We start from the raw sequence: 14,313 nt of genomic DNA, 5'->3' as shown, positions 1-14,313 counted from the left end.
CACTCTTGTATTCAGCGGACTCTGCCGCAAGGAGGGAAAGGAAGCCTCACCCATACGACGGTATTATATCATCAGCCTACTGGCTGCTGATACCAAATCTTAATCTTTATAGTAGGAGGCGTGTTATGTCAGAGGATCTGCTGATTCGTCACTGCTCTCCCACCCTGGCGGGAATCAAGACGGGAAATCTTTTTTCCTGTGCCTGCCCCAGCCGGAAGGATCTGACGAAAGACTTGTGTCGGCTGAACAAGAAACTGGTGCCCAAGGGCATCCGCGTCCTTCCGCTTCGGGTTGGCAAAGGCCGCGCTTTGATCTACGCCTACCGGCCCAATGCACTGGAGAGCGATCTGACCGATTACCGCGCCAGAGCCTTGCTTCTCAAATACGGCTATGTGCCGGAAAACCCCAATGGCTGCGTGGTTCACCTGATCCACCGGCTCCGGAGCGAAGGGGAATTCCCCCATGAGATCGGCCTGTTTTTGAGCTATCCCCCTGAGGATGTGCTGGGCTTTATTTGCAACCGGGCGTGCAATCACAAATGCGTGGGCTGCTGGAAGGTCTACGGCGACGAGCAGGCCGCCAGAAACCTCTTTGAGAAATACGAGATGTGCAGCAAAATCTACTCCCGGCAGTGGCAGCAAGGGAAATCCATCGAGCAGCTCACCGTGGCTGGTTGATGTTTCTACCATAACAAATCCAGAAAGAAAGGTCGCTAAAGTCTTATGAGTAAAGTTGCAGTTGTGTATTGGAGCGGCACGGGAAACACCGAGGCCATGGCCATGGCGGTGGCCGAAGGAGCCAAGGGCAAGGGTGCCGAGGTATCTGTGATCACCGTCGCAGAGTTCTCCCCGGAGCAGGTCAGCGAGTATTCCGCCATCGCTTTCGGCTGCCCCTCCATGGGGTCGGAGCAGCTGGAGGAGAGCGAGTTCGAGCCCATGTTCACCGCCTGTGAGGGCAGGCTGAGCGGGAAGAATATCGCCCTGTTCGGCTCCTACGGCTGGGGCGATGGCGAATGGATGCGCAGCTGGGAGTCCCGCTGCAACGACGACGGCGCCAATCTGGCCTGTGACAGCGTGATCTGCAACGAAGCTCCGGACGATGACGCTCTGGCGGCTTGCCGCGAACTGGGCGCGTCGCTGGCCTGACAAAAACACCGCAGAAGGCAGGAGGCGCTCGTCTCCTGCCTTCTGCCTGTATCCCCAGTCAGCATAGGCAAAACCATTTCCGAACCCAGAGAAACAGGTCGTGAGAAATCATGCTGAAAGAATATTTATCGAGCCAGGACTCCGGCACAGGCCGTTGGAGCAGCAGTATGCCAGGGGTGCAGATCTGCCGGTTTTCCCTGCCGGAGCCGGAGCAGGAACCTCTGCGGTCTGTCCCGGTGTGCGGCGCACCGCTCCAGTTTGAGGTACTGTTCTGCCTGACCGGCCGCCTTACTGTCCGAACGTTACAAGGTACCTCCTGCACGGTGGAGGCGCCGGGGATTTTCCTGCTCTCCGACAGCTCCGCTCTCCGCTCGTGTCAGTATAGCGGAAATCTGGGCGGCATTTTGATCGCCGTGGACGCCAAAGCCGCAAAAGAAAGCCTTGTGACGGTCTGCTCCACTCTGGGGATGAAGCTGGACACCAGGATCGTCAAGAAAAAGATGACAGCAAGAAACGGCTGCACGGCCCTGCACGGCACGCCTTGGACGCAGGCATTTTTTGAAACCGTTCGCTATCTGTCAGAGCAGGAGCAGGAACGCTACTGTGTTTTCAAGTCGGTGGAACTGCTGTATCTGCTCTGCACCGAGGTATCTGAATCGGATGAATCTCTCTCCGGCTCAGGCTGTCCAGTATCCCACAGTCTGTTGGAAGTCAAGGCATACATCCAGACGCATCTGTCTGATAAGCTCACCATCGCGCTCCTCTGCAAACAGTTTTCCGTTTCCCCCACCTTCTTGAAAGAAGGGTTTCGCCGCGCCTATGGCGTACCGATCCACACATATTTGATCCAACAGCGCCTCCGACGGGCACAGGAGCTGATCTGCACCACCCGGATGCCCATTCAGCAAATTGCACAGGCTGTAGGGTATGAGGGTATGAGCCAGTTCAACGCAGTGTTCAAGCGGGAGTATGGCATGACTCCCGGCCAGTACAGAAAAATGTCGGAAACCGCAACTCCGCGTCCGTTTTGACAGCGACAAGCTCCCACATTTCCTGCTATAATAACCAGACATTCCAAAGTGATCAAAGGAGTGAGAGCGATGAAACAGCATCGTTTTTGGGCCTGGGGCGCTGTGATTTGCATGATTATGGTCATGGTCACCGGCTACAAGCGGAAATAAGGGAAAGGAAGTATTGCAATGAGTGTTTATACGAAACTGGCCTGCTTTGCGGGTGGTGCGTTGTTTGGCTCTTTTGGCGTTAAGCTGCTGTCCAGCAAGGACGCCAAAAAGGCCTATGTCCATGTCACGGCCGCCGGCCTGCGGATGAAGGACTCGGTTATGGGGACCGTAACCACGGTGCAGGAGAACGCCGCGGACATTCTGGCCTCCGCCAAGGAGCTAAACGAGGACCGGGCTGCAAAGGAAGCGGAGGAAGCCGCCGCTGCCAATCTGGAGAGCGAAGAAGCCTGATTGACCCAGAGGGAGCCGCCAGCGGCTCCCTCTTTTCGTGAAGGAGGAACCTATGAACGCAACCATATTGCACGAAAGCCGGGGGCGCATCCGGTTCCGGCTGCGGCAAAAACAAATGACACTCGCTCAGGCGGATCTGCTGGAGGCATGGATTCAGGGAAAGTCCTGGTGCCGGCAGGTCACCGTCCATGAGCGCACCTGCTGCGTCATCCTGTACTACGATGGGACTCGCCAAGCCGTGCTGAATGAGATTCGGCATTTTTCCTGGCAGGAGGCGGAGCGGACCACATCACTGCCCGCCCACAGCAGCCGGGCGCTGAACCGGGAATTTGAGGAGAAGCTGGTAACTAAGGTGGTGTGCAAGGCCGCCTGCACCCTGTTTCTCCCGTCTCCATTGCGGATTGCCCGCATACTCTGGCACATGATCCCCTTTGTACGGAGAGGACTGCGCTGCCTGCTGCGCCGCCGCATCAAGGTGGAGCTGCTGGATGCCCTGTCTATTTCCATTTCTGCCTGCAGAAGGGACTTCGGAACCGCCGGAATGGTCATGTTTCTGCTGGAGGTGGGCGAGCTGCTGGAGGAGTGGACAAGGAAGAAATCTGTGGCGGATCTGGCCCGGTGTATGTCGCTGAATGTGGACCGGGTCTGGCTGCGCACAGCCCAGGGCGAAGTGCTGGTCCCCGTGTCCCAGATCCAGCCGGGGGATGCAGTAGTCGTCCGCGCCGGCGGCATCGTCCCCGTGGACGGGCTGGTGCTGGAGGGGGAGGTCACCGTCAACCAGGCGTCCCTCACCGGCGAATCCATCCCGGTACCCAAGCACCCCGGAGGCGCAGTCTATGCCGGCACCGTGGTGGAGGAGGGCGAGTGTGTGCTGGAGGTAAAGCAGGCCTCCGGTCAGAGCCGCTATGACCAAATCGTTCACATGATCGAGCAGTCGGAGCAGATGAAGTCGGAGGCTGAGAGCAAGGCTGCCAATCTGGCGGACAAGCTGGTGCCCTATACCTTTGTAGGGAGTCTGCTGAGCTTCGTCCTCACCCGGAATGTGGCACGGGCTTTGTCGGTGCTGATGGTGGACTTCTCCTGCGCCCTGAAACTGGCTATGCCTCTGGCCGTCCTCTCTGCCATGCGGGAGGCGGGACGGGCCCATATCACCGTCAAGGGCGGCAAGTTCCTGGAGGCGGTGGCTGCCGCCGACACCATCGTTTTCGACAAGACCGGCACCCTGACCCACGCCTGCCCCCGGGTGGCTCAGGTGGTGTCCTTCGGTGGCAAAGAGGAATCCGAAATGCTGCGGCTGGCTGCCTGTCTGGAGGAGCACTTCCCCCATTCCATGGCCAACGCCGTGGTGGAGGAGGCCAAGCGCCGGGGCCTGCGCCACGAGGAGTACCACTCCAAGGTGGAGTATCTGGTGGCCCACGGCATCGCCAGCACCGTCGATGGGGAGCGGGTCCTCATCGGCAGCGCCCACTTTGTCTTTGAGGATGAGGGCTGCGTCATTCCGGAAGGCGAACAGGAGCGCTTTGACGCCCTGCCGCCGGAGTATTCTCACCTGTATCTGGCCGTAGGCGGACAGCTGGCCGCCGTGATCTGCATCTCCGACCCGCTGCGGGAGGAGGCAAAGGAAGCCCTCTCTGCCCTCCGCACCTTGGGGATTACCAGCACCGTTATGCTCACCGGCGACAGTTACCGCACCGCCGCAGCCATTGCCGCCCAGGTAGGAGTGGATGACTTCCGCGCCGGAGTCCTGCCGGCGGACAAGGCGGAGTATGTGGCAAGGCTCCGCCGGGAGGGACACACCGTGTTGATGGTAGGCGACGGCATCAACGACTCACCGGCCCTGTCCGAGGCGGATGCGGGCATTGCCATCAGCGACGGCGCCGCCATCGCCCGGGAGATTGCGGACATCACCATCGCTGCCGACAGCCTCTGGGAGCTTGTAGAGCTGCGTCGGATCGCCATGGCGCTGATGGCGCGCATCCACTCCAACTATCGCTTTGTCATTGGCTTCAACGGCGCCCTGATCGCTCTCGGTGTGGCAGGAGTCCTGCCGCCTGCCACCTCCGCCACGCTGCACAATCTTTCCACCCTGGGCGTCAGCTTGCGGAGCATGAGCCGGCTGACTGCTCAGACGCAGTCCACTCGGGGCAACAATTTGCAGAATGGATAAAAAAAGATTTCTTTCCGCTTGGTAGCTTGTGCTTTTTGCGCGGTTGCACATGGCTAACTCCATGTGCTATAATAAGCCCACGATGCGCAGTGCGTGATGCATGGTAAGTCCAATCGCCGCTGCGCATCTTTTTTCGCAAAGCAGTTAGCCATAGCTAACCGCATGAAAGAAAGGGGAGGATTGTATCAGACCGTATCGTTCTACCATAGTTCTCTTGGCTCTGTTGCTTGTCTTGTCCTGCTGCTCACTGTTTGTAGGCGTGATTGACCTGACGCCGGGCGAGCTTCTGGCGGGCAATTTTGGGCAGCTGGAGATTTTCATCATCTCCCGGCTGCCCCGTCTGCTGGCCATTTTGTGTACCGGCATTGGCATGAGCGTGGCGGGGCTCATCATGCAGCAGCTGTGCAGCAACAAATTTGTGTCCCCCACCACCGGCGCGACAATTTCCTCGGCCCAGTTCGGCATCTTGCTGGCGCTCCTGTTTATGCCGGCCTCCACACTGTGGAGCCGGGCCATTTTTGCCTTTGCTACGGCGATTCTGGGCACCTGGATCTTCGTCTGGTTCATTCAGCGCATCCAGTTCAAGGATGTGGTGATGGTCCCTCTGGTGGGCATCATGTTCGGCAATGTCATCGGCGGCATTACCAACTATCTGGCGTACAAGTACGAGATGACCCAGGCCCTGTCCTCCTGGCTGGTGGGCCACTTTTCCCTGGTGCTGAAGGGCCGGTATGAGATCGTCTGGCTGACGGTCCCGCTGGTGGTGCTGGCCTTCCTCTTCGCCAACCATTTCAATATCGTTGGGCTGGGCAAGGATTTTTCCAAGAACCTGGGTGTCCCGTACAACCTGGTGCTCTTCTCCGGCCTCACCATCGCTGCCATGATCACCGCCAGCATTGTGGTGGTGGTCGGCTCCATCTCCTACATCGGGCTGATCGTGCCCAATGTGGTGGCCATGTACAAGGGAGACAAGATCCGGGGCACGCTGGTGGATACCGCTCTGTTCGGCGCCATCTTCGTGCTGGTATGCGACATGATTGGCCGGATCGTAATCGCCCCCTACGAGCTGCCCATCGAGCTGATCGTGGGCATCCTGGGAAGCCTCATTTTCATCGCCCTGCTGTTTTACCGGCTCAAGCACGGCCGGAAGGCCATCCGTCTGGGCAGCGCTGGAACAGGCTGCTGCTCCGCCATGCCTAATCTGAAGGGAGGTGCGGACCAGTGAACACCGCTGCCGTGTGCGCCAACCGGCGCAAACTTCTGATTTTAGTGGTCCTCGTTCTGCTCTGTGCAGCAGGATACATGTTGGTGGAGGTCAACTTTTCCAATCCCAAGCTGCTGGCCTATGCCATGAAGATCCGCACCCCCAAGCTCATTGTCATGCTCATTACCGCCTTTTCCATTGGCGGTGCCTCGCTGGTGTTTCAGTCTATCATTAACAACACCATCGTGACCCCCTGCCTGCTGGGGATGAACTCCCTGTATACCCTCATCCACACAGCTGTGGTGTTTTTCCTGGGGTCTGCCAGCGTGGTGGCCTCCAATGCCAACCTGTCCTTCGCAGTGGACGTGGTGCTCATGGGCGTTACCGCCACCATTATCTACAGCTGGATCTTCAAAAAGACCAAGCACAATGTGCTGTATGTGCTGTTGGTGGGCACAGTGCTGACTTCGTTTTTCAGCAGCATTCAGACCACTCTTACCCGGGTCATGGACCCCAATGAGTACGACAGTCTGCTGAATACCCTGGTGGCAAGCTTCAGCAACATCAATTCCGAGATTATCGTCTTTTCCCTGATCCTTCTGGCCGCCGTTATCTTCGCATTGCGAAAAGAACTGGCCCTGCTGGATGTGCTGACCCTGGGCAAGGAACAGGCCATCAACCTGGGTGTGGACTATGACCGCTGCATCCGCCGCCTGCTGCTGGGGGTGACTCTCTGCATCGCCGTGGCCACCGCCATGGTGGGACCCATCTCCTTTTTGGGGCTCATCATCGCAAACCTGTCCCGTCAGCTGCTGAAAACCTTCCGGCACACCCAGCTGGTGCTGGGCTCGGCCCTGTTCGGCATGATCGTGCTGGTGGGCGGACAGCTCATTGTGGAGCATGTGTATTCCTACTCCGTGCCGGTGAGCGTATTCATCACTGTGGGCGGCGGCCTTTACTTCCTCTATCTCCTCCTGACAAGAAAGAAGGTGTGACCATGCGCGTACAAGAACTGACAAAACAGTATGATGGAAAAACCGTGGTGGACGGCGTGAGTTTCGCCATCCCCAAGGGTAAGGTAATTTCTCTGATCGGTCCCAACGGTGCGGGCAAATCCACCGTTATGGGCATGATCTCCCGGCTCATCGCCCACGACAGCGGACTGGTGGACTTTGAAGGCAAGGACATCGGCAAATGGAAAAGCAAGGAGCTCTCCAAGCGTCTTGCCATCCTGACCCAGTCCAATAACATCCAGATGAAGCTGACTGTGCGGGAGCTGGTGACCTTCGGGCGCTTTCCGTACTCAGGCAACCGTGTCACCCCAGAGGATCAGAAGATCATCGACCGGGCCATTGCCTACATGGAACTGGAAGAATTCCATGATCGCTTCATCGACGAGCTCTCCGGCGGCCAGCGGCAGCGGGCCATGATCGCCATGGTCATCGCCCAGGACACCGAGTATGTGCTGCTGGATGAGCCCACCAACAATCTGGATATCTACCACGCCACCAATATGATGAAAATCGTCCGCCGCCTCTGCGACGAGCTGGGGAAGACGGTGATTTTGGTGCTGCATGAGATCAATTATGCGGCATTCTATTCTGATTACATCTGTGCCTTTAAGGACGGAAAAATCGCCAAGTTCGGCACTGTGGAGGAGGTGATGACGAAAGAGAACCTGTCCCAGATCTATCAGGTGGACTTCGAGATTCTGACCATTGCGGGCAAACCTCTGTCCATCTACTATTGACCCTTATTTTCAGTACTTTTTAGAAAAGGAGTATCCAAAAATGAACATGAAAAAGATGCTTTCTCTTGCCCTGGCCGGTGTGATGGCCCTGAGCCTCATGGCCTGCTCCGCTCAAAATGGCGGCGATTCTTCCGAGAATACCTCCTCGCCCAGCAGCAGCCAGTCCAGTGAGGAAACCCCTGAGTCTGTGACCATTACCAGCCTCAATGCCAACAAGGAGGCGGCGGAGCTGGAGGTGCCTTACGATCCCCAGCGTATCGCCATTCTGGACATGGCCTCGTTGGACATTCTGGACGCCCTGGGCGTGGGCGACCGGGTAGTGGGTACTGCCTCCACCAGTCTGGAGTATCTCCAGGACTACATCAATGACGATATTGCCAACCTGGGCACCATCAAGGAGGCCGATCTGGAGGCCGTCATGGCCTGTGAGCCGGATGTCATCTTCATCGGCGGCCGCCTGTCTTCCAGCTACGACGCCCTCAGCGAAATCGCTCCTGTGGTCTACCTGGCCACGGATACCGAGCTTGGGGTCGTGGAGAGCGTGCGGCAGAATGCCACTACCATCGCCTCCATGTTTGGTCTGGAGGACAAGGTGGATGAGCTGATGGCTGACTTCGATGCCCGCATTACCGCCCTGTCCGAATTTGCCGCCGGTAAGACCGCCATCGTAGGACTGGTCACCAGCGGCAGCTACAATGTGCTGGGCAATGACGGCCGCTGCTCCATGATTGGACGCGAAATTGGTTTCGAAAATATTGGCGTGGACGCCAACATCGACACCTCCACCCATGGCAACGAAGCATCTTTTGAGTTCATCGTGGAGAAGGCACCCGACTATATCTTCGTTATGGACCGCGACGCCGCCATCGGCACCGACGGGGCAAAGCTGGCCCAGGAGATCATGGAAAACGAGTTGGTGATGGGAACCGATGCATACAAGAACGGCAACATCGTCTATCTGGCTCACCCCGCCGTGTGGTACACCGCCGAGGGTGGTATCTCCGCACTGGACATCATGCTGCAGGATCTGGAGAGCGAGCTGCTGGGTTAACGCTGTTTCAGATGGAGTATTACGGCCTCTCTCCAAAGAACTCATATATCGTTTTCATCGAACTTGACTGCTAACGAAAGGAGCGCTTACCATGGATCAGGAAAACAGAATGCCTCTTATTGGCGACAAGGCCCCGTCCTTCGAGGCTGTCACCACCCAGGGTCCTATCAAATTCCCGGAGGATTACGCCGGCAAATGGGTGATCCTCTTCTCCCATCCTGCGGATTTCACCCCGGTCTGCACCACGGAGTTTATGACCTTCGGCTCCATGATCGACGAGTTCAAGGCTCTCAATACTGAGCTGGTTGGGCTTTCGGTGGACTCCATCTACTCCCACATTGCCTGGCTGCGGAAGATCCAGGAGCTGGAGTGGAACGGTAAGAAACACATCAATGTGACCTTCCCCCTCATCGAGGATATCCGCATGGAGGTGGCCAACAAGTACGGCATGATCCAGCCGGGACAGTCCAACACCCAGGCGGTACGGGCGGTGTTTGTCATCGACCCCAACGGCGTGGTGCGAACCATCCTGTACTATCCGCTGTCCACGGGCCGTAACTTTGACGAGATCAAGCGTATCATCCTGGCGCTCCAGAAAGCGGACGCCGACGCCTGCGCCACCCCGGCCGACTGGCGGCCCGGCGATGATGTCATCGTACCCACCGCTGGCAGCTGCGGCGTAGCCAAGGAGCGGATGGACAACCAGAGCGAGAATCAGTATTGCCTGGACTGGTTCATGTGCTTCCGCAAAGAGGCGAAGTAATACTAAGTTAATTCCCCAATAACAGAAAACCGGTCGAGATTTCATGCACGAGATCTCGACTGGTTCTTTTTTTATTCGACACCATTTGTCCTTACTCACTATATACCGCTCAAGCTCGGCAAATATTTCTCTTCGTATGCACTCACCGCACGGTGGGTGCATTTTTTGTTTGTCGAAAAATGGCGGCCTCTGCTAAGCGTCCGGTATGTCCGGTCGCTCCATTGCCGCGACCCACCGCTCCGAAATTTGGTTCGCATCCAAATTTCAGAAGACGGAGTCAATCACCATGTACTTTCATAGAGAGGACTATCCTTATAGGATGCCTTGTGGGAACGGAAGTTGACCGTATGCCCCATATACTCCGGCTTGGATAACATCTGCCCGACTATATAGCCGCTCCAGTTATACGGGTTGGGAAATTCCTTCCTGCTTTTCCAGACACCCATACCTGTCTCCTTTTATCCACTTTTCAATTTGCGAAACTTATTGTACCTTATCGAAATAAGACTGATGGTGTACCATAACATCGTCTAGAATTCCCGAATCATCAAAGCCAAGCCTCCAAGAAGCCAGGTCAAAAGAGTCATTCGTTTCGTAAGTAAGAACATATGCCTCAAAGCTATCGCTTGGCTGTCCATATAACTCTAACACATCTTCTCTGGTAGACCATCCCAGCATCAACCCACCGGGAAGGCGGAGTTCCGTGCCGGAAAAGTCGTAATTGCCATAGATTACATGGACGCCTCCCACCGTGCTCTCGGCGACAGGGATCGTGCTTTCGGTGGGGTTGAAGACACAGACGCTGATATCCTGCTCGTGCTCATTGGTCAACGAGACCCATTCCCATTCATAGGACGCATACGGGCCTTCCGCGCCGGCCAGAGAAAGCCCGGCATCCTCCTCGGAAATCACCCATCCATCGTTCAGGAAAGCCGCAAGGGGAACCGGCAGCGTATAAACCGTATCGTTGATTTGAATCGAAAACTTTTTCCAGTCATTCGAAAGTTCAGGGGATGGCGGGTACAATTCTGCCCCTGCCGCATCGAGTTCTGTCATAAATTCGAGCGTCATCAAGGTGGAGGTATGCGGCAGGTAGGTAACTTTCGCAAACAGAGCAAAGTCGTTCCCGCCCCACAGCGCGCGCCCTTCCTCGTACCTCTTTTCACTGATTTCAAAGGAATGCCGTTCGCCGGTCATATCTACGCCGCGCAAATAATAGGAGTCTGAGCCATAGTCCCCGATTCCTGTCGAATATTCAAACTCCAGCCGCTCCAAATAGGCGGCTTCCGGGCGCTTGAGGTAGGGGATGTCCAAAACGAGCGGCCGGACAAGGAAGAAAGCGGCGGCGAGGCAAAGCAGAATGCCTGCGGTTCTGCCAACCTTTTGCAGGAACGTTGTGTCCGGCTGAATCAGCAGTATGAATAAGACAAGGGCGATGATCACCGCCACCAGCCCCAAGCCGCCATAGTCAATGACGGCTTGCATAAACCCTGTGATGCCGATGGCAAAGGCATCGGCGCTTGTAAACCATTCCACCACCGCGAGGATGGTGATCGGCAGAAAAAAGATGACGACAGGGAACAAAATAAACCATTTTAACTCCGCCTTGCTTTTTTCGCCGCCGGGCGCTCTTTTGTCTGTTCGGTTCTCATTTATATTGTTCATTTTCTCTCTTGCTTTTATGAAAATCAGTGTTTCAAACGCTCCAGCGTCTCGCAAATCGCAAGCATCCCCTGTTTTTGATCTTTGATTTTGGCGGTGATGCTGTTGTTGACCAGCGACAATTTTATTTTGGTTTTCCCGCTTTTCGCTTTGATGATCCGCTGGGAAGGCAGTAGCCCTTTTTGTACGTTCAGTTCGTCAAACTGGTCAAACGGAATGCAGATTTTACCGTAAATATGCGAGATATCAGAAGTTTCCAACACTGCGATAACCAATGTTTTTTCTGTCACGCCAACATAACAATATACATTACTCAAAGCTCCCAGTGCCAACATTTCAGCCGTCCCAGACATCAAGGTTCCCCATGCTTTTCCCTGGTATGTTTCTCCTTCCGGACAGATACTATCTAACATTTCATTCATATCTTTCTCGTTCATAAATAAAGTCATAAAATTCACCTCGTCGTTTTGCCCTCTAGTTAGTAGATCTGGTTCCGGTTTAATTATAACACTTAGCTGGTTTTTCGGTGTGACTTCAAGGTAAAACACTCGTAAATGTTAGGCCGAAAAGCCCCAACGATTGCCATATCCTTTGCTGTGTCTGATGTTTTTGTTTCTGATGCAAGCGTTCACGGATGGGGCGTACTATTACTTCTTCATTGAGCATATTAGCTCCTTTCGTTTCGTTCAGGCCAGTGGGGCGGAACGAAACGGGGCGGGGAGCGGCATCCCACACCCAGCCGCCGGCGCTCAAAAGAGCGGGAAACAATATGGGTGAGCCCTGATATATAAAAAGCGAGCCACAGCTCACTTCCATGAGCGTGGCTCGCTACAGCCTGTAGAAAAACCTGCTCCGGCAATTAAGCCAGAGCAGGTTTTTTGCTTGGAAACGAAAGCGGAAACGGAAAAAGCATCAAAACAGCAGCTACACTTTTCCCCCATCCTGTTTGTTTTCCTCCATCCGGCGCCGGATGGCGGCCATTCCATTTCCAAATGGCCAGCTTTTTCAGATTCATGGCAGCAAATTTAAGCTTCACCCAGTTTGTCACCTGGGCCAAGCCTCTGTACTGCGTGTAACGCATCCCGTGTTTTTCCTTTGCATCGGCAAACACACGCTCAATCTTCTCTTTTCGCAGCCGGTACAGTTCTTTGTACACCGCCATATGCCGCACGTGCTCTGCCATCTCCACATAGTCCTGCCAGACATGGCGCAAGACTGTTTTCTCGCACTTGGCGTTCTCGGTGCACATCCCTCTGGTGGGACAGCTCTTGCAAAGATAGCCTCGGCTTTTGTATTCCCGGTAGCCCTCCCGGTTTGTGGTGGAATAATGCAGCGCACGGTATTCCGGACAGATCACATCGTCAAAGTATTCGTCATACACATAGGCCCACCAGGGGTGGCCGTTTCCTTTGGTCTTGGGGCGGGTATAGCAGGTGGAAAGAACGCGGCCGCTGTCGAAGATTCCCTTGCAGATCCAGGGGGTTTTGTAGGCGCTGTCCGCCACCACGGTTTTGTGCTCGGGGTAATACTGGCATACTTCATCGTACAGAGGATCAAAGGCTACACTGTCGTGGATATTGCCGGGAGTGACGTGAACACCAACAACAAAATTGTGCTTGTCACATGCTGTGTGTGCTTCGTAGGCAAAGCACTTTTTGTGCTCCCCCTTGTGGAATACACCGCTTTCCGGGTCGGTGGTGGACACCACCGTTTCCTTCTCCTCCGGCGGCTTTTTGTCGCTGTCATCGGAAAAGGGCTTTTTCCCGTGTTCCTCCCGGTCCTTGTTCACTTCATCGAACAGCTCTTTTGCGTACCGCTTTGCCTGCTTGGGGACCGCCTTTTTGGCCTGCTTTTTCAGATTAGCACTTGCCTTAATGTGGGTTCCGTCCACAAAAATCGCTTCTGTTATACCGCATTTTCTCTCTCAATACGAGAAAAAGGCCACCAAAAGGTGACCTTTTTCGACAGGCTGAAGCCCGGAGGAAGCATTTGCTTCCTCCGGGCTTTCGTCTTAGTTTGGCGGGTTCTTCGGTCTAAGAAGAACTTAGTTGCCGCGGCGCTTGCGCACCACAGTGGCAGTGCTCAGAGCCACCACAGCGGCACCCAGAGCGGCCACATACAGCATCAGCTGAGCAGAGTCGCCAGTCTGAGCAGGCTTCTCAGCGGGCTTGTCGGTGGTCTCGGGAGCGCCACCGGCGGTGAGGCCGTCCATGGCGGCGCTCAGAGCGGCCACAGCGTCATCCACCTTGGCCTGATCGTCCTCGGACAGGGTGGCGTCAGCCATCACGGCCCGGGCGGTGGCCAGAGCGGTGCGGAAGGTCGCCACGGCAACCTCGCTGGCCCCGGTGGTGTCCACGGTCTCCGCCTCAGCCAGCAGACCTTCCAGGATGGACTTGTCAGCCTTGTAGCGCTGGGCCAGAATGGCGTTGAGCAGGTCACCAGCGGCCTTGTCCACGTCCTCCTGCATGGCGTCGCCGTCCTCAGCCACCTTCTTGGCGGCATCCAGAGCGTCCACCAGATCCTGCCAGTGGTCGGGCATGTACTTGTCGGCGTTGGCCATCATGTCCTCGGCGCGCTCAATGGTCAGGTTCAGCAGCTCCTTGTCGCCCTGAGTCAGGCCCAGGCCCCAGATGCCTTCCAGCAGCTGGTTCCAAGCGGCGTTGACCTCGTCCTGGGTGGCGTCGGCGTCAGCCAGAACGGTCTTTGCGTTGGCCAGAGCGTCCTCAAAGGCCTTCTTGGCGGTGTCGGTGACACCCTCAGTGGACAGGGTATCGGCGTACTTGACGGTCTTCTCCAGCAGGGTCTTGTTGACATCGCCGGGCTCGGGGGTCTCGTCCTTCTCAAACACAGCGGTGACGGTGACGTTGCCCTCGGGCATCACGAAGGTGTTATCGGTGACGGTGACGGTCTCGCTCTGCCACTCCACGAAGTGCCAGCCCTCAGCAGCGGTCTGAGTCAGGGTCACGGTGGTGCCAGCGGTGGCGGTGGTGGGCTCGGCGGTAGCGGTGCCCTCGCCCTGGGTGTTCACGGTGACGGTGTACTCCTCAGGCTGGGGCTCAGCGGCCTCCTTGAGCTCGATGACCAGCTTGTCCAGCTGGG

13 protein-coding genes and 1 pseudogene are annotated in these 14,313 nt (G+C 56.2%); 10 read left to right on the top strand and 4 right to left on the bottom strand.

Annotated features, from left to right (window positions below):
- The first annotated feature begins 125 nt into the window (after positions 1-125).
- The 10 genes from B5F98_RS12235 (at position 126) to B5F98_RS12190 (ending at position 9,552) form a co-directional block, all read left to right on the top strand.
- The gene (locus B5F98_RS12235) at positions 126-677 is read left to right on the top strand and encodes a DUF3793 family protein (protein ID WP_087373181.1); all 552 of its coding nucleotides are present in this window, start codon (positions 126-128) and stop codon (positions 675-677) included.
- Positions 678-722: 45 nt separating this feature from the next.
- A complete protein-coding gene (locus tag B5F98_RS12230) occupies positions 723-1,145 on the top strand; it encodes a flavodoxin (protein WP_087373178.1) in 423 nt (140 codons plus the stop codon).
- Positions 1,146-1,255: 110 nt separating this feature from the next.
- A complete protein-coding gene (locus B5F98_RS12225) occupies positions 1,256-2,176 on the top strand; it encodes an AraC family transcriptional regulator (RefSeq protein ID WP_087373175.1) in 921 nt (306 codons plus the stop codon).
- 168 nt (positions 2,177-2,344) lie between these two features.
- Entirely contained in the window at positions 2,345-2,617 is a 273-nt protein-coding gene (locus B5F98_RS12220; RefSeq protein WP_087238102.1) for a DUF6110 family protein, read from the top strand.
- A gap of 52 nt (positions 2,618-2,669) precedes the next feature.
- Positions 2,670-4,784, top strand: coding sequence for a heavy metal translocating P-type ATPase (locus B5F98_RS12215; protein WP_087373172.1), 2,115 nt, complete (start codon positions 2,670-2,672; stop codon positions 4,782-4,784).
- 214 nt (positions 4,785-4,998) lie between these two features.
- Positions 4,999-6,009: an iron chelate uptake ABC transporter family permease subunit gene (locus B5F98_RS12210; protein ID WP_343219407.1), complete on the top strand. Its 1,011-nt coding sequence runs from the start codon at positions 4,999-5,001 to the stop codon at positions 6,007-6,009.
- Complete coding sequence (locus B5F98_RS12205) at positions 6,006-6,983, top strand: iron chelate uptake ABC transporter family permease subunit (RefSeq protein ID WP_087373165.1); 978 nt, start codon at positions 6,006-6,008, stop codon at positions 6,981-6,983. Before B5F98_RS12210 ends, B5F98_RS12205 begins: the two co-directional genes overlap by 4 nt.
- A gap of 2 nt (positions 6,984-6,985) precedes the next feature.
- On the top strand, positions 6,986-7,738 hold the full coding sequence (locus tag B5F98_RS12200) for an ATP-binding cassette domain-containing protein (protein ID WP_087373162.1): 753 nt from the start codon (positions 6,986-6,988) through the stop codon (positions 7,736-7,738).
- A gap of 46 nt (positions 7,739-7,784) precedes the next feature.
- Positions 7,785-8,789 (top strand): ABC transporter substrate-binding protein, encoded by a 1,005-nt coding sequence (locus B5F98_RS12195; protein ID WP_206418162.1) that lies wholly within the window; start codon positions 7,785-7,787, stop codon positions 8,787-8,789.
- Positions 8,790-8,880: 91 nt separating this feature from the next.
- Entirely contained in the window at positions 8,881-9,552 is a 672-nt protein-coding gene (locus tag B5F98_RS12190) for a peroxiredoxin (protein ID WP_087232809.1), read from the top strand.
- A gap of 483 nt (positions 9,553-10,035) precedes the next feature.
- Here the strand turns inward: B5F98_RS12190 and B5F98_RS12185 are convergent, their stop codons facing one another.
- From B5F98_RS12185 to B5F98_RS12170, 4 genes and pseudogenes are all read right to left on the bottom strand, one after another.
- Positions 10,036-11,271 (bottom strand): hypothetical protein, encoded by a 1,236-nt coding sequence (locus tag B5F98_RS12185; RefSeq protein ID WP_143482811.1) that lies wholly within the window; start codon positions 11,269-11,271, stop codon positions 10,036-10,038.
- Complete coding sequence (locus tag B5F98_RS12180) at positions 11,241-11,663, bottom strand: hypothetical protein (RefSeq protein WP_087373154.1); 423 nt, start codon at positions 11,661-11,663, stop codon at positions 11,241-11,243. The genes B5F98_RS12185 and B5F98_RS12180 overlap by 31 nt, the downstream gene beginning before the upstream one ends.
- Before the next feature lie 410 nt (positions 11,664-12,073).
- Positions 12,074-13,105, bottom strand: coding sequence for a transposase (locus tag B5F98_RS12175; RefSeq protein ID WP_158099859.1), 1,032 nt, complete (start codon positions 13,103-13,105; stop codon positions 12,074-12,076).
- Positions 13,106-13,258: 153 nt separating this feature from the next.
- A pseudogene (locus B5F98_RS12170) lies at positions 13,259-14,313 on the bottom strand (FIVAR domain-containing protein); the annotation flags it as partial.

Source organism: Pseudoflavonifractor sp. An44, assembly GCF_002161675.1.
GTDB lineage: Bacteria > Bacillota > Clostridia > Oscillospirales > Oscillospiraceae > Enterenecus > Enterenecus faecium.
Note: the sequence above shows the minus strand (reverse complement) of the source record. Positions and strands in the feature narration are given on the sequence as shown.